Origin of the sequence: Vibrio sp. R78045 (genome assembly GCF_042466085.1) — a bacterium.
Lineage (GTDB): Bacteria > Pseudomonadota > Gammaproteobacteria > Enterobacterales > Vibrionaceae > Vibrio > Vibrio cyclitrophicus.
The window spans coordinates 48,468-65,376 of the sequence record NZ_JAXHBS010000012.1 but is presented as its reverse complement, the minus strand read 5'-3'; the positions used below and the strand labels follow the sequence as shown (position 1 = coordinate 65,376).

At 40.6% G+C, this 16,909-nt stretch carries 17 protein-coding genes; all 17 read right to left on the bottom strand.

What is annotated here, in order from left to right; all coding sequences use genetic code 11:
- Positions 1-7: 7 nt before the first annotated feature.
- Complete coding sequence (locus SJY39_RS09965) at positions 8-1,003, bottom strand: TraU family protein (protein WP_229636282.1); 996 nt, start codon at positions 1,001-1,003, stop codon at positions 8-10.
- The gene (locus tag SJY39_RS09960; RefSeq protein WP_229636281.1) at positions 1,000-1,446 is read right to left on the bottom strand and encodes a DUF1525 domain-containing protein; all 447 of its coding nucleotides are present in this window, start codon (positions 1,444-1,446) and stop codon (positions 1,000-1,002) included. Before SJY39_RS09960 ends, SJY39_RS09965 begins: the two co-directional genes overlap by 4 nt.
- Positions 1,427-4,531, bottom strand: a complete 3,105-nt coding sequence (locus SJY39_RS09955; protein ID WP_390241911.1) for a conjugative transfer ATPase — start codon at positions 4,529-4,531, stop codon at positions 1,427-1,429. Before SJY39_RS09955 ends, SJY39_RS09960 begins: the two co-directional genes overlap by 20 nt.
- A gap of 393 nt (positions 4,532-4,924) precedes the next feature.
- Positions 4,925-6,610: a hypothetical protein gene (locus SJY39_RS09950; protein ID WP_229636279.1), complete on the bottom strand. Its 1,686-nt coding sequence runs from the start codon at positions 6,608-6,610 to the stop codon at positions 4,925-4,927.
- Positions 6,610-7,476 carry a DUF3438 family protein gene (locus SJY39_RS09945; protein WP_229636278.1) on the bottom strand — a complete coding sequence of 289 codons (867 nt, stop codon included), beginning with the start codon at positions 7,474-7,476 and terminating at the stop codon, positions 6,610-6,612. The genes SJY39_RS09950 and SJY39_RS09945 overlap by 1 nt, the downstream gene beginning before the upstream one ends.
- Positions 7,469-8,155, bottom strand: a complete 687-nt coding sequence (locus tag SJY39_RS09940; RefSeq protein ID WP_229636277.1) for a DUF2895 family protein — start codon at positions 8,153-8,155, stop codon at positions 7,469-7,471. Before SJY39_RS09940 ends, SJY39_RS09945 begins: the two co-directional genes overlap by 8 nt.
- 13 nt (positions 8,156-8,168) lie before the next feature.
- Positions 8,169-8,696 (bottom strand): hypothetical protein, encoded by a 528-nt coding sequence (locus tag SJY39_RS09935; RefSeq protein ID WP_229636276.1) that lies wholly within the window; start codon positions 8,694-8,696, stop codon positions 8,169-8,171.
- An 8-nt stretch (positions 8,697-8,704) separates the two neighbouring features.
- Complete coding sequence (locus tag SJY39_RS09930) at positions 8,705-9,067, bottom strand: hypothetical protein (protein WP_229636275.1); 363 nt, start codon at positions 9,065-9,067, stop codon at positions 8,705-8,707.
- Between the two features lie 3 nt (positions 9,068-9,070).
- Positions 9,071-9,340 carry a hypothetical protein gene (locus tag SJY39_RS09925; protein WP_390241910.1) on the bottom strand — a complete coding sequence of 90 codons (270 nt, stop codon included), beginning with the start codon at positions 9,338-9,340 and terminating at the stop codon, positions 9,071-9,073.
- Positions 9,337-9,633, bottom strand: a complete 297-nt coding sequence (locus tag SJY39_RS09920) for a hypothetical protein (RefSeq protein ID WP_229636274.1) — start codon at positions 9,631-9,633, stop codon at positions 9,337-9,339. Before SJY39_RS09920 ends, SJY39_RS09925 begins: the two co-directional genes overlap by 4 nt.
- A gap of 182 nt (positions 9,634-9,815) precedes the next feature.
- Positions 9,816-10,967, bottom strand: coding sequence for a hypothetical protein (locus tag SJY39_RS09915; RefSeq protein WP_390241909.1), 1,152 nt, complete (start codon positions 10,965-10,967; stop codon positions 9,816-9,818).
- On the bottom strand, positions 10,967-12,190 hold the full coding sequence (locus tag SJY39_RS09910) for a ParA family protein (protein WP_102444119.1): 1,224 nt from the start codon (positions 12,188-12,190) through the stop codon (positions 10,967-10,969). Before SJY39_RS09910 ends, SJY39_RS09915 begins: the two co-directional genes overlap by 1 nt.
- A 140-nt stretch (positions 12,191-12,330) precedes the next feature.
- Positions 12,331-12,687: a PilZ domain-containing protein gene (locus SJY39_RS09905; protein WP_390241908.1), complete on the bottom strand. Its 357-nt coding sequence runs from the start codon at positions 12,685-12,687 to the stop codon at positions 12,331-12,333.
- Between the two features lie 46 nt (positions 12,688-12,733).
- Positions 12,734-14,593: a hypothetical protein gene (locus SJY39_RS09900; protein WP_390241907.1), complete on the bottom strand. Its 1,860-nt coding sequence runs from the start codon at positions 14,591-14,593 to the stop codon at positions 12,734-12,736.
- A gap of 86 nt (positions 14,594-14,679) precedes the next feature.
- On the bottom strand, positions 14,680-15,669 hold the full coding sequence (locus tag SJY39_RS09895) for a hypothetical protein (RefSeq protein WP_229636270.1): 990 nt from the start codon (positions 15,667-15,669) through the stop codon (positions 14,680-14,682).
- Positions 15,666-16,217 (bottom strand): hypothetical protein, encoded by a 552-nt coding sequence (locus tag SJY39_RS09890; protein ID WP_229636269.1) that lies wholly within the window; start codon positions 16,215-16,217, stop codon positions 15,666-15,668. The genes SJY39_RS09895 and SJY39_RS09890 overlap by 4 nt, the downstream gene beginning before the upstream one ends.
- Positions 16,218-16,226: 9 nt before the next feature.
- Entirely contained in the window at positions 16,227-16,745 is a 519-nt protein-coding gene (locus tag SJY39_RS09885) for a type II secretion system protein (RefSeq protein ID WP_229636268.1), read from the bottom strand.
- Positions 16,746-16,909 lie beyond the last annotated feature (164 nt).

Sequence of the window (16,909 nt, the reverse complement as noted above, 5' to 3'; positions counted from 1 at the left end):
GCGGCGTTCACCCAGATATAAGTGTCGAGCCTCTTCTGTAACAACATGTATAATTGTTCCATAAACCCTTCAAATAGTTCTGTTGTTCACTGTGTGCTGAAGCCTCTTGTACACTATGCTGAAGCTGAGTCGCCATAGGCTGACAAGCTACTGACGGGAACGGTTTAATATTAGACCAGCGTGTTGTGTAGTTGCTCATGGGAAGTACTGGGTACGATAAGTTTGTGGTTGAAAAAGGGGGTAGTGTAGCCAAGGTAGCATGTGTTCCTGAATTAGTAGCAATATGCGCTGCCCTATAAGCTAATGTTGATGCGGCTTTGTATGGAGATGGTTGTGTTGTTGCTCCAATTCTAGGATATAAATCGCCATATGTATCAACGCCAGGTGGACCGATTAGATGAGGCAGTTGAAGTGAAGCATTTAAAGCCTCAAACATTCCTATCCGCCATTCGAACGCGTCAAGAAGCGAGTCATAATAAATTTGAAGTGGTGTTGCGGGTGAGTCGCACCAACCAACGGTACCAAAGGCGGTGCCATACGTCAGTGAATACTGTGTTATAGCTGGATTTCCAACTACTGTTGCGTCATAAAACCTTATGTTAGACGATGCTTGACCTCCGCTGGCCTTTGTTTTGTTGCTACCAGCAGACGAACTTTGAAAGCCATCAGAGGGGAACCCCATCAAACCCATAACCCCCATACCTACCTTTGAAAATATATTTCCTGTTACAGCGGTATAGCCTAATGGTGACTTATTTACATCCGATTTAACTTCTACGACAAGATCTGGATTCCAATGGTTAACCTTAGCCGAAGAGCTAAAGGAACAACCAAAGGGGGTGCAGGTCATCCAAAAACACATGCCAACCATTTTCCACTCTACACATTGCGGCATCATAGTCGCTGCCATGATCTCAGCGTAAGGTACGGCACTAGATTCGTTCGCATGACTTGAGCCAATAGATGACATTAAAGCAAGGTAGACAATTATTATTCTTTTCATTGGGCACCATGCTTAATAATGTAGTTGTCATAAGCTTGAAGTGCTTCTTTCGGATCTACGCCATATGCTACAAACTTATCATTGATGATAATGGCAGGAATTTTCTTAATACCCGAGTTAACTGCTGAATTAATTGAATTCCAACCATTCATTAGATCTTGCGCGTATTTTTTGTATTCACCGCTCTCAACGAATAAACCTAATCTTGCTTGCGCCAAAACCGGATCTGAAGGCAGTAACGCTGATATTTCAGCTTCTTTTTGTCGTAATCCATCAATCTTGTGTACGTTAAACTCAGATACTTTGCGTCCAGAAGGTACGTACACTTCCATATTTTGAGGAATATATACATCAATCTTAATTGCATTCGCCCATGAAATTGGAGCAAACAGCAAGCTGGCAAGAGTTATCGAATGACGAAGATTAGCTTGCTTCTTGTTCATCGTATACCCCCGAATTTGCAATTACGTTATATCTAATTGGTTCAATATTTCTCAATTGGTCGAGCTTTACCGCCTTAATCAGCGATGCAGAAAAGTGATCACATTTGTATTGCCTGGACAGCTCAGCTATCTCTTTCTTTTCTTCACCGTCAGTACCCGCCATAGCAAGACTTTCTGATGGCTGGACACAACGGAACAAAGCATTAAAGTCAGCACCATATAAGCATCCTTCCGTGTAAGCTCTATCTTGCTTACGAGCAGCTAAAGCCATATCTACTTGCTCGTCACTTAATGGACGCAATCGATCAAGTAAATCAACTTCTTTAGAGTTAGGAAGTAGCATCATGATCCATTCCATCATAGATAACATCTTCTCGGCCTCACCAGGGAAGTCATTCAGATTCTGTGTCGCCATCCATGCAAAGCTATTTAACTTACGCCATAGCTTTATGACCTTTACAATATATAGCGCTGTAAGTACATTCTTGGTAACAAGGTGGCACTCGTCGGTAATTTTAATCAAGTGGCGACCTGTCATCTGGTACTTTTCTGCCAATCCGTTTAGACGTTGCAGAAGCGACACATATACTATTCCAAGTAAGGCTTCATTACCTGGCTTCGCACAGGTACCCAGATCTATTACTGTGACATCAACATCTGGAAAGACCGAGTCAGTATCTGGTTCTTCATTAATAAGCTCCCCTTCAAACCCTTCAGTGTAGATACTAATAGCGCTGGCCATTTCATTTAGTCGTCTGCGTTGATCTTCAAAGATAGGAGGCGCGTTATCATCCTGAAAGGCAGATAAACGATAAAGTTCATTCGATAACATAGTAACATTAGAAGTTTCGTTGTTTATGTAGCTCAACTTACCTACGTTCATGATTGCTTTTCGTAAATAACGTTTATCGGATTGATAGTATCGCTCTATCTCCTTCTCCATCCCACCAGTGGCCATCGAGAAGGCAATTAACTCTAACTCTCCCAATCGGTCTTTCTGCTCACTTTCTAAAGATTCATCATCAGGATCTGCTGCCATTTCAGCCTTGATTGCCAATTTATGCTCTTTTATCATTTTGTCGGCTTCATCAAGGTAAGCATCTTTTGCAGGTACTTTCATCTCACTTTCTGGGATATCAAGTATTTCAGGGTCATCTAAAACATACTTGATTTTATCTCCCTCTCCACACGTCCTATTAAACTTAGCAATTTTTGATTCTTGTTCAGTTAATCGGACCACCCCATCATCGACAAGTAATGAAGCGTCAGCCATAGGAGCTAATCTTGGACATTTATAACCTGTAGCGACATCTGAAGGCATGATCGTCACTTTGTTAGTTGTCAAACCGGACATTTTAAAAAATTCGATTACATGACGGAAAGAGCCACCAGCCTCAATAATGTATAAACGAGGGCGTTTTATCGCTACTAAAAGTAATGATAAATAAACCAATGTTGCCGATTTACCGGCACCAGTCGTACCTGTAACAAGCATGTGAGCATTTGCTTGCCTATCTTTCTTCAGCAAGGGGTCTTTTGTTAATATCGAGCCAGAACGGTTAAACATTAATAAAAGTGGGTTACCCGATCCAACCTCTCTACCAAAAAAGAAAGACATGTTTACCACGTCACTTAGATACATTGGAATCAGGCATTGTTTAGCAGTTTTTACTGTTGGATCAAAGCACATTGGTAAATTGTAAATGAAGGCATTGGCAGCAAGAGGGTCAACATACTTCCTTTCTACTATCGGAGTAAGGCCGCTATTAATAAGAGCGGTATTTACTTCAGATGTACGGTCAAATAACTCATCCATGGAACTTCCACGTACGTAAAAGACTAGACTTGTCATGGTTGCTCGAGAACCTTTACTACTTAGTACTTTTCGGTGATGCTGGCAACTATCTCTCATTGTCTCATTTTCAGATGATAAATCTGACTGAGCCATTTGTTCTTTTCGGCGAGTTGTTGCTACTAAATCATCCTTACTAACAAACACTGAAGTCATACACATCATAGTACCGGCAGGCATTTGATCTGTTAAACAACTTACACTTGTTTGAGTCGTAATTTCCCCCGTCAGCTGACCTGTTGCTGGTACACCTGATAAACCATTAACGCGAATTAGCTTATGTATCGTGTCACCAATATGGTAAACATTTTCTTCTGAGTCGTATCGTGGTCGATTCATGAACATTGCGCTTTTGGCTGAAGGAGGGATAAGACCGTCATTATCAACACGCGGCACAATCCCCTCTAAGAAGCTCTTCCCGTTCACCCCTTCTGGTCTTTGATTGAAGAATTTGATCAGCCAGTAAAAGAAATCAAAATCTGTGTTTCGAACGAGATCTATACCTGCGGCCCTCATTGATATCTCAAAGCCCCTAGCGACTCGTTGTAACTCTTTTGCTGTATTTATTGATCTCTTCTTTTTACCTGATACTTTTCCAACTTTTCGATATATAACTACTTTAGTACGTTCAATTCCGCCAATAAACGGTTGCCCCGTCACCGCGCTATCACGAAATAGCCCTTCTCCTTGGGACATTCCTTTAAACTGTTTCTTTAGAATACCTTTAAGCATCAACTCGCAAAACGGAGATTCTTTTGCATATGCATCAGCATATTCGTATGTTTCGTCTGCCATCGCCTCTAGATCATCATCCTTCCAGCGATACTGTTGAATGACCCACTCACCATCTTCAGTTGGTTCTTCAGGGAAAGCTGCAGCTAACGATTTAAGAATTGCCAGCCCTGTTTCTTCTTTACTTAGCTCGGAACGGCCTTCTGTTGGCACGGGCTTAACGTCAAAAACCATGGCGGAGTTAACGCCATCATCGAATGTGAAAATTTGAGTTTCATTGTCATAGCCAGCATAGGGCATATATGCGCCAAATGAACGCTCATAGGACTCATAGAGCTTTTCATGTTCTTTTCTGGTTACTGGCTCTTCAGCAAGTTCTTTGTCTGGGTTTAAGTAATGCGCCAATGTTTTACGCATTGAGTAGACAAGACTATTCAAGTGGCCCATAGCAGACTGTTCGTCTACCTTTATTTGATCTTGTGATAATCCTGAACCCATCATTTACTCTCCATTGGCATGCGATAGTCTTCACCGTTCGATAAATTAACCTCTCCTGGTAGAGCGTACTCATCCCTTTGCATTAATTTAAACTCAGAGAAGTATCCTGGAATCGGTATTCTTTCCGTCTTAGATAGCTTTGGTGGTACATATATGTAAATTGTCGGATTTGGTAATGTTCTGAAAGGAACTCTAGGCGAATTGTGCAAAGTGTAGACATCTACCTCTGCACGTTCATAGTCAGTCGTCGGCCTCCACGGTACAACATTTCTATTAACAGCACTGCGCTGGCCGCTAGCAGTTGTTATGCCCCCATCACCGTAATAAACATCTTCTACCGTAATTCCAGATTTTGGAATGTGGGACTCACTTGAGCTACACGCTACTAATAAGGTGCTAGTCAAGCTCAGTATAATAAGTTTGATCATATTCATTTTGTGTGTACTCATAGTTAATACGTCTAGCGTCTTGTTTATAGTCGATATTTAATTGGCGAGTGATTTTAATTGATACTTCGGTGTTGTTAGGGGCCCATACACTAATAGTTGGAGCTGGGAATAGCGTATCTGTAATATCTTTTGCTTCACCTAGCCCTTCTTCTGCTAAGGTACTAGCCATATAAGTGAAGGCATCTCCTGAGATGACTTTTGACTGCAAGCCTGATTCAAGGTTTGTATATTGCTCTGTTTCACCTTCAGCGAATGCGCCAGCCGCCCCCTGCGCAGCTGCCAAAGAGCTTTTTAACCCAACAACTTTATTCACATTTCCATGAATTTCGCCTTGGATACACTCGTTCCCTTCTTCGTCAGCAAGTCTACCGATCCAATCTTGATCAAAGCCAACTGATGAAGCTGTATCCTTGCTTATAGTATTTATGCTGCCATCTTCAAAGATGTAGGTCATGCCGTCTACAAAGCCTTCTATACAGCTATCCGCGTAATTACCTCTAGCTACACCGTAAAACTCCATACCTGCTAGGCCGTTAATTGTAAGTCCATTTGTTGCTAAAACTCTTGGTCCAACTTTGACTGAGAAACGATATGGGTTATCCACATTACCGGAGATAGGAACCCTACCAATTAGACCATCAAGCATTCTAGCACCAACAATTTTTGCTCCGGCGTTGATCGTTGCGAAAGGAATTACAACAACCTCTGCATCTGATTGAGATTCTGAGTTTTCACTTACTAGCGATGGAACTTTAAGTGATGACGAAGGGCGCTTTGAAATGATTGTTGGGTATTTTGTTGTTACATTACCTTGTTCATCGACCTCACTATATCCGTCAACAGGCTCAAAAGTGATCCATTCATCTCCCGTTGTTGAAGTTGTTTGGCTTGATTGGGGATCTAATGCTACTGAAAGGTTAGACTTAGAAAGCCCCTCGGGTCTTCCAGTGTCATTACCGGTACTAACTAATTTATCTTTCGACTTACCAAACCAAGTTTCCTCAAGATCCCCGATGGTAAGACTTTCTGATTTGTTCGTATAATCTTCACCATAAATGGACTCTTTGTTTTTTTGTAAATTCGTCACACGATCCACTAAGTCTGCTGGGTCACCGTTCGCAAGCCTTGCTATTGATTGTGCGACACCTAATTTTTCTTCAGTTTTATACTCAACCGAGGGTTGGTTTGACGAATCTTGTTCATTGTTATTCTTCGCTCTTTCTGTTTTATCACGGAGCCAACTAATTGCACGGTCATCATTATTGCTTATCGCTGAGACCGGAGGTTGAATGGTGTCATTTTTCGCATCTTCAAGCCCTTTTTCGTAAGCTTGTTGAATTAATGTTGCTTGTTCGCTCTTCGTTTTGTTTGCCACATCCATAGCTTTTTCAGCTATCTCCAAAGCGCTGTTTGCATCTGCGGTTACAGTTTCAATAACAGCTTGCTGAGGTAAAAAGTCAGTTTCCGTAGTTTGATTTTTATCCACAAGTGACTCATACGATGAAACTAACGGCTCAGATTTCAAAAGTTTTGGAGATATTGTGTTATGCCAAAAGGTCCATACTGCTACGATCAGAAGGCAAAGAGTTATGGTACCGATCCATACATAAGCACTATTCTTTTTCTTACTCATTAAATGCACCCTTCATCCATACCGTACTCAGCAAAAGCATGTGGTTTTTCGTTGATTGCCTGAGCAAACGGAAGTGTTGTAATGACAGCTACAGTTGTAATATCGGCTGCTGTACCTGAAGGCCCCAGATATAAATGTCTAGGAGAGATAAGCTCAGCTTCCATATTCCAGTGAGTGAGGTTTAGGTATCGAGTATCATCCTTTGTATTGACAACTTTTATGGTGGTTAAATATCTACCATCTCGTGTTTTAAAACCTTCTATGACTGAGAAGTCGTAAACATTTAACGAGCAATGAGTCATTAAAGTGGATAGATCTAACTTTTTTTGCAGCCTTACTGGAGATACTCCACTAGGGAGCTGAGGCTTCAAACGCTCTGGTAGCCAGTACAATTGAGCTGCAAAACGTAATAGACCAACATTTGTAACAGGACTGGATTTCATGAAGTCAGGCACTTGTTGTTGTGAGGTGATGGTCGAATCACTCGGTGCACTTGCTTCACCCCCTCTCTTGTATACTTCTATTCTCATGTGCTCAACAGGCATAGATGATGGAGCTACAGAAGACAAATTAACGCGAATTTGAACATTACTATTCTTTAAAACAATTCTTGCCGGTGTTTTATCGAATTCTTCTAAAGTGGTGATGTAAAGAGACCCATTTGCTGGATCTATTTTGATTTTGCCACTTAAGGATTTATGTACTTTTACTGATGCATGCTCTTCAAGTTCAATAATTCTTTGCTTACCGACTTCTAAAACTATTGAGATGGGTTCCTTTTCAAAGACTTTGACCTCAATGGCATTTGCTAAACAAGAGAGTGACAAGAAAGCAAGTGCAAGGGTAACTCTAAAAAAACTAACCATTGCTATCACCTTTAATTACCATTTCTTTAGGTTCCTCGTAAAAACCTGCTAATTGGAAATTCCAACTTGTTCCACTACAGTTTACGGACCGTGAATCACCACCTACAACTCTGTATTTCACGCTTATATCGCGCTCATAGAGTTTCTTTCCTTTCCAATATTCCGACTGACGCACAGGAAGATCGACCACCCATGAATTCCCCAATGAGTAAACATTCACATCGGCAAACGCTTTGCCTGGGATTAGCTTTACAACACGCTCTTGGCCAAAATACTGACCTAGACTCATATTATTGCGTGTACGAGTCTCTAGTTCATATCTAAACTCAGGTGTCATATAACAACGGAAGTCGCGCAAAAGGCTTATCGGTTGTTGTTCATTTAGACTTTCTACATCGTCTCGGTACCTTGAAGCGTCAAACTTTTTATCAAGCTCATACCATGAGTTAAGTGACATATGCATCATCCACGCGTAACCGTGAATTTGCGTTTTATCTCTATCACCTAAATTTCGGGTGTAAGCCATGTTTAAGTCAGGAGAAGTATCCATCGTCCACTTTTCTGGTAAATTGTTGATCGCATTACCAAGGAACAAAAAGCCGCCCATCATTCCTATCATTGCGAAGCAGAGAAGAGTGCTTATCTTATGTGCTTGCGCAAGTTGGTCTCTATAGCTCATAAATCATAGTTTCCTATTTGGTATCAAACACCGTATCTCTTGTAATAACCTCTTTTTGAACTGACTTTTTGATAGGTGTTCTAAAGGCTGCGTTGTTTTTTGCGAGGCGGCGGATAATTGCTAAAGTGAAGTGAAATGCTGGACCTATACTTAGCCCAGCCATACCAAAGTTCGATAGAATTGCAGGGAGTAAAACCAGAAAAACAAAAAGACAAATACATGAGGCCCAGATTATTGGTAAGTTCATGTAAAGCTCTAGCTTTCTGTTTAAATATAAATAGGCTAAAGCACCTGGCAGTTCCTTTTTTAAATCTCCAAATGCCTTTGCGCGTTTGTAAACTCTTACGATCGCGTAAGCAAGACCACCAAATATTGAAAACACTACACTCCCGCTATATGGGAATGCCTTAAAGATGAAACCTACCAACCAGATTGTTTCAATCATTGTAAAGAGCAACAGCCCCAGCAGTTCAGTAACTGAAACACCTCTGTATATTGACGGGCTGACAGCGATTTCATCTAGTGGTCTATTTGAATACATAATTACACCTAAGACTTCCCTAGCATGGTCATTAAGTCATTGATCAAATAAGCACCGACTGTCATACCTACAGCTCCAGCACCAAGTGAAAACAATAGCATTTTCCCTGTTCCGCCTTCTTTCGTAACAAGCTCTTTAAACAAGGCTACAACTATCCCGCCAATCATGATTACAGTAAGCGCAGCAGAAAAAATAAGGCCTAAAGCCATCATTGAATTTTCCGAGACTAACTGGACAACTTTAATCCAGTTAGTTTCACCTTGAGCGAGACCATCAAGAGCAGGAGCTCTTGGGGGGGTTATGGCTAGAGTTGGAGTGGCAAAAAGTACTACCGAAAGAGTTAAAACAGCTTGATTACATGCCTTAATCATAATTTATGTTCCTATAATGATAAAAATTGTTGTGGCTAAGGCAGCACCTCGTACGCCATGAGTTAAAATTGCCATTGGTGTGTAAGCTTTCGAGTTTAGAGATAGAAGTATCTGATACGAAAAATAAATGCCCATCAAAAGCACCATCCCATGCATCATCCCCAAAAGAACTTGCAGTAGCAGTTGAATTGAGCCAGTACCCGCGACTCTCTCGAATGCAGGTATCAAACATTCAACTTTGCCATTACAATCTCCGATAAACTCCGCACTCATTGTTCCGTACCGAATTGTTCTGGAGAAAATTGAGGTTGTAACGGTGTTTGAAAATAGTAATCAATTCCGTCTATTACGTATTTGGTGTACTCCTTGCCTTTTGAGGTGCTATACGTATGCCTTGTATTTGGGGCTTTAGCATTTTCAGCTCGATCCAATGCTTTAATTGCTTGTTCTAGATGAGCTCTTGCATTTAGCAGGTGTTCCCGATAAGCCATCTCTCCAGCGCTTACCGTTATAGGTAAGGCAAGTAACGTCATGGCAATCAAGAGCTTTGACCCAAATTTATTCATAAGTCCATCTCACTAAATCTGTTGGATAAGGCTCAATTTTAGAGATACCTACGTTGGATATCCTAATTCTCAATCGACAATTTGTGCGGCGTATGAAAGGGGTATTGACTTGGAGGTTTCAGGAAAGAATATGAAAAAAGCCAGCTTTCGAAAGCTGGCTTTGATGGGGTGAATTTAAGAAATTATTTGTCTTCTATGAGATTTTTAATTTTTGTTAAAAACTCAGCGGTACAACCTTCGACTTCGAGGGTAAAGCCATTTCCTTCCTTATTTGGCTTGTATTTGAACTGGCCAATTGCTGAACTTGACCATTTTTTTACTCCAATTGGTTTTGGAGCAACATCGGTTATCAGTTCTTGAATTAACTCTATGGCTTCTTTATCCGTAGCTGGAGTCTTCTCATCTAGAAAATCACTAATAAGCTGCGAGACATACTCAACCTCTTTAACTTCGTCACCTTTCGCAAGAAGAATCAACCTTCTAAAAGAGGGAACCAATGACTCAATGATCTCTCGACTTATTGATGTACTCGACGGAAATAGGTCATACACATCTTGAGGCACTATACGGAAAGCATTTAATAACACCGATACACGGGGCTTTTTGATTTTAAATTGTTCCGCGATTACATTTAGATCTGTACACTCGTTTTGCTGAGCCCATGAGTGCATGTCCTTGCCTATCTCCCAAGCAGAGGGTGGTTTTGTATCGTTACCTACACGAGAGAAGTAACTTGCTACTTCCGTTGTAGGTTTTTCTGTCAACACCCAGAATCTAAATGGTCTATTGGCCAATTTACATGACCACCTACGACTTGAACCATCCATGATTGCCCATTTATTGAGCTCTGCATCCCAGAACGCTTCGGCTGGGTTGTGCTGCCCCTCTGTAGATAGCGTCTTGAGTATGTATTGAAGCGTACTTTCATTGAGAGATTTTTGGTTACGCGTATTCTCCTCAATTACATACGTATAGTCTTCTATAAGAGCAGGGGGAACTATCACCATATGCTTAGTTGTTAGCTTGTTGCCTGGTAGCAGGGCATCAGTAACCATATCGTTAAGTTCTATGGGTTTATCAGCACCAGTTAAGTAAAGATCTATGTTACGGTTAATTTCCGTAATCTCTACTTTGTGTTCTTCGATATATTCAGAAAAATCACCTTTATTTCCTGAAGCTTTTGCCGCATCAACAATTTCATGCAATCTACTTACGTTGTCTCGGATTGTTCCATCTTCCAGCTCGATGCCATGCTCTTTTAAATGGCGACGGACTGCGCCGAACATTGAAGCCTCTTTTATTTTTTGCTTCTGTTTATCCTGTGCACTGGTCATTATAAATCTCCAAATTTCGAATGCTCATGGATAACAGCATTAGCAACACTTTTGCTCCAATTTAGGAGCTCTTCGCGGCGATCAACAAAGTTAGTTCTTACGCCAATATATTTTGCATAGTCCGTAGGGTTTATTGATACAGCTGTTTTACCATAAGCCATGCATCGAGCATAAACATCCGAGCTTTGAACCGAATTTTGGATAACATCAGGACCAAATAATGTTGCTAAATCATTCTCTGAACTCATGTTGTAGATCTCATTCTTTGAGGATGACCCATCAGACATCATGTTTATAAAGCTTTTAATAAACTTAAGCTTATCTAAGTCATAACCTTCTTCTATCATTTCACGAACAATTTCAGGTACGCGCTGAACAAATTTAATTGTTGAATCGAAGTCTATGGCCTTCGGAGTAGTTGGAACGAATAAGCAGTGAGTCGCTCCAAGAGCCGCCTTAAGGACAGCATCTAAATGAGGGCCACAATCCAGCAGTATGAAGTCGTAATCATCCTCTACATGTTGTATTACCTTCTCATATAGTAAAGCATGCACCCCTACCCCCTGCTTCTTGGCTACTTCATACAAAGTATCAGCTACAAAGCCCTCATCTGTAGAGCAAGGTATAATATCAATACCATTTGTCCATGTTTCCTTGATTGACTGGCTTCGAACTAGATCAGGGTCAATACTTTCGCCTTCCATCGACATCAGTGTAATAGCAGAGAAATAGTCGCCAAGTTCACCATGCTTTAGGTAATGAAAGGTCATCGAACCTTGCGGATCAAGATCGATAATTAATACTCTTTTACGACTTGCAATATGTGCAGGAGATAAAGCTAAGTAATCTGCAAAACTACAAGTGCTTTGAGATTTTCCGACACCTCCTTTAAGGTTGCCAATCATAGTAGTAATAGCTTTTGAGTCTCGGTATTTATATTGGGGCTCACCTTTTAGTTCCGCAAGAAGTTGAACCTGTTTATGAGTTAAAGCTAAATGACCATTACTTAACTTGTTAAACTCATAACCTTCACCAGTCAATTTTTTAACGTCATCACGCACAGCTCGTGCGCTTGGATAAGTACGAAAAGATCTAAAAATATCTTCAGACGAGTATAAAACCTGCACGTCTGAACCTTCGAGCATGAATTCGTAATAACTGTCACGCTCTTGTTCCAGCTCAACAGCGATTTTTGCAAGTTTGTCAATCTGTTCAATCTTCATTGTACTTCCCTTAATAACGTCATTTGTGAGTCAATATACCCTCTAAACGACAAAACGTCAAGCTTATAGCCTGACGTTGCCATTGTAACAATATGTCACCTTGGCGACGGTAGTTGTCATTCCGCGACCAAGTGTTTTGTTTAATTTGAGCTTACATTCATTATGAACCTTTGAGCGGCTTTAAACTTAGAATCAGGGCTAAGCAATTCAAAACCCACAATATCAGCACCATCTACATTTTGGCTAAATCGAGCACACCTGTGTAAGGCTTTTACAGGCTCACCTGCAAAAATAAGTTCAATATTATAGACTTGACCGATGACCAACTTTATATCAGACATTTCAGTATAAAGAGCAAGACCACTTTGACTTAGATCTTGTATGTTTCCAGTCAATATTAAGGTATTTCTAAACCTTGATTTAACTGATACCAAAACTCTCCCTAAAACTTGGCATCTTGGATGTGTCCGACGTTCTTTAAAGTCTAACTGTCTCAAATGGCACCTCATAAATTTACACCACCCCTTCGGGTGGTATATGTATTTAGACCAACTTGTTTCTACGGAATAATAAGCAGCAGAGTGCAAGAGGCCAGAAACCTAAAGAACCGCCACTACTTCCGCCTTCACTCGGGTCTGGAGTTGGTGTTGGCGTAGTTCCGCCATTATTACTATCAACAAATGTTGCTCTACTATATTGAACTAGCGATGGATGGGAGCTTTCAAGGTCAACAGTCAAAGAATCCAAATCAGCATGGGTTATTGTAGATACTCGATTTACCTGACCGTCACCAAATGCTACGGTTTGACGTTTAACCTCGGTACCATCAAGTCTATACACAACATCTACACTGATATCTCCATCGTCACCACCTGTTCGTTTTAGTTCAACACTCCCTTCGCATGAGGCATCACAAGAATATGAAGCATCTCCTAATGATACAGTTCCTGATTCACCTAGTCGGCTTGCTATGAATTGAGTGGATTCTTCGGCACTTGAACCTTCTGAGGTTTGGTATGCAGCCTCAATTTTAAAGGTAACGGTTCCGTTCTGACGATAAAGTCCTGAATCAAACAAATTAAATGTCACTGTCTTTGAAGATTCACCCAATGAGAATTCTGCCGTTTGTTCCGAATCTATATCAACACCACTAACAATATTTCCATCTCCATAAGAACGAACTATCACGCTTGCTGTATCTGAGGTGTCAGTTCGATTTACTACAAAAGATACTGATCCATCAAGTTCATTAACTGATACAGGTACTGAACCTAAATCAGTTGTGCCTGAGATCGTCATATTGTCAAATCGATTACTTGTAATGGTGTTCCAAGTGCTTGTATCTCCAACTGAACCATTAGAGCCAGCGTCTACCGCACCTTGATAAGGGGTATTGCGTGGAGACGAATGCTTATAAGAAGTTCCTAGTTGAAATTTTAGAGTTTCAGTGGAGTCGACTCCGAATGAAGTAGCAGACTCACCACAAGGGATGCCTTCTGATTCTACATCAGGCGAAGAAAAGAACGGTACGCTCCGATGGTTTTTGGTACCACTCCACATGATGCTATGTTCGCCATTACAAGAAGCAGCAAAACCTAAAGTATCTTCATAATCATTAGCTGGTTTACTAGGGCGCTCGTGAGAAAGACCGTTTGTATGACCTAATTCGTGTGCTATTAAATCAGGAGAAGAGCAAATAGGATCGTTTGGATAGACAACAGTTGCAAAAGCATCAGAGTGCACCTGAGATTCACCCCAATAATTTTCAGGAGCATCCAACCAAGTTTGTTCGGCTTTATTGGGTCTCGACCAGTTACCATAACCAACACCACATATAGGCCCTAAATTTGGAGTAGCTTTGTAATACGGTCTAACGTTAACTACACGGTCAAACGATAACTTGACCCAATCGGCTTTGATTATTTCACCGGTTCGACCCATCGGTGTAGTTACTCCAACTCGATTATCATCAACATCTAAACTAGCAATGATACTTTGATACAAGTCTGCAGTTAGGTCTTCTTTTGAATAAACAAAATTATCACCATAATCAGGTTGATCATCAGGGGTTTCTACAAACCTCACAACCGCTACTTCTTGTTGAAACTCAACGCAACTATTCTTAAGACCTTGGTTGGAATATGTCACTTGAGTATCTATCCATTGTCGAACCTCTTCACGGGTAGCGTAATCTAATACGTCATTTGTGACGTAGAACGCTACTCTTTGAATGTTCTCAATACCAATGTTTGTGTAATCAAAAGAGCACGCTGGCAGAGATAACCCTGCTTGAGATGAACTGTAACTACTAATGGAATTTGACTGTAGTGAACCGAATGATGTTGCATAACAAAAAGTAGGCAAGGTAAATAGTGCGGTTAAGCCAAGTTTTAAAAATTTCATATCTATCCTCCATAACGTTTCAGTTATCATAAACTTTACAATATGACACGTCAACCACATTGTGCAAAAAGTACCTTGATGTGCAATTATGTTGTTTCACATCTGGTTAAAGTAAGCGCTTTGGCTTCAGTCGACCTCGGATATTCCCAGTACCCTGTTCCTGAAGAGTTTTGTGTGTAGTATCGAATTTGTACTCGCCACCTTCTGTTTGATGATTCATTTAATGCATATGTTTGAAAGGCTCCCAGCTTAACCGCTTGAGCGTTTTTACCTACCAGTTGAGACATTGCTAAGTAAATGCGTGGTACGCTGCCTGAAGGACATCTAGGGTGGCTTACATATTGCCCATGTCCATATAGACCGATGATGTCAAAAACTGAATCTCTGAGTGAGACAGGGTTACCACTTATATCGGTATAACCATCAAATGTGATGTCACCCATTCGTGATATTTCAAAACCTTCGAAATCCCAGTTAGCCGTTGGGCCACGAGAACCATTCCTTGGCATTAGTGCATCATGAGCTATTTCTACTCCAGGCCTTGCAACTTCGAAGGTAACTGTAGTTCCTACAACTGCGCCTGCTGGGTATAATGATGCTATTTCGTTTGCAAAACCTATATCTCCTGATCCGGTTGGCATTGAACCAGAGGTGTTCAGGGAAATTCTAATTTTTGCTGGGAGATTAATTGGGTTTGAAGGAGTTGAGGTATCTTGGGGAGTAAACCTTGTCAAAGTTATATTCGAGCCCCATGGGGTAACATCTACAGGAATGCAGGTCGCACCGGCATTACAAGATTGAAGATAATTTACATTGTATAGAGCTGCAATATTAGCTGGCCATCTGCCTATAAGCGTTGGATCTGTCACATTAGCAACGTTATCCAAGTGGTACATCCATGCAGACTTAATTATAGTTTCTATCTTTTTATTTATAGTATCCTCATACTGATTAACCTTACGGATATCGGCTGTGATTAACAACTGTGTACCCATTAAACCCATAATTAGTATTGCCAATCCAATTACAGGGAAGAATCCCATTAAACCTTTTTGTTTATTCATTGATTTCATCATAAAGCCTCACCTTCTTCATAGCAGCCTGAATTTGAATTTCTAGACAGGCGACCCAAAAAGTTCTTTGTTCCCCGCTGAGTAAACAGCTGATCTATGTTTATGGCATTTAGGGTTTGTCCATTAACTAGATACATACTTGAATAATCAGTTGCATCACTGGAGTTTTCGAAAGTAACAATGACTCTCGAACCTATAATTCGTTGTCTTGGAGAGGATGTTGGGGATCGGATGAATTCAACTGAAAAATTTACTTTTAGAGCCTTGTCTAATTTCCATTGCTCAATCAAACCAGCACTATTCAAATCAGAAATATTGACTGTGAAGTTGTCACAAACTGTTCTTAGTGGGTCGTTATTTAGAGTACTACTTACTAATGAGTAGTATTCGAAAGTAGCAACTTGTAAGTCGATAACTGCGCTGTTTATAAAAGGCATATCAACTCTCGTTGAGTGCGCCTCTTTCATACCAAAGAGCGCTGAGCCCATTAAAGAGCTCAACGCCACAAAGATAAGTAACTGATAGAGCGCCAAACCAAATTGTTTGCGCATTATCAACTCCTACTCAAACGTACCAGTAACTACATTTGCAGCTGTAGCAATAGTAGTACAACCAGTAAGACCATTTGAACATGCTGCTTGGTTTGCAGTGTATACAGCTAGTCCGTCAGCCATCTCTGGTTCAACACCTGCATCAATATTCGTAACCTGAATTGTGTACTGACCAGGATCTGAAGATACTGGGCTTACAACATAGTTACCGCCATATAGGTTAGTCGCAACTCCATCATTACTTGGACCACATATAGCTTTAGAAAGTGATGTCAATGTACATAGTTGAGTCATGCTGATAGTTGAAAAGTTAATGCGGTTATTTCGATACTTATCAGCCTGTGTTTTAATTTGCTTAATCAGTTCAATTTGAGCGCTTACTTTAGAGGAGGATTTTGCAGAGGGTTCACCAGAACGAACAATAGCGCCTAATACCGCAATTATCGCAATAACAATCATCAGTTCAATTAAAGTAAAGCCAGCTTGCTTTCTCGAAAGCCTTGGGGTTCGTTTGATGTTTTTTTTCATAGTGATATCCATGGTTTGTTTTAAGTACAAATATATTTATACTTCACTCTTGTCCAAACTCATGCATATCAAATCGCAAACTTTTGCGGCGTAGAAATTGTTGATTGACGAATAAAAAAGGTAAGCATCATTACGATGCTTACCTTTATATGTGATTGTGATTA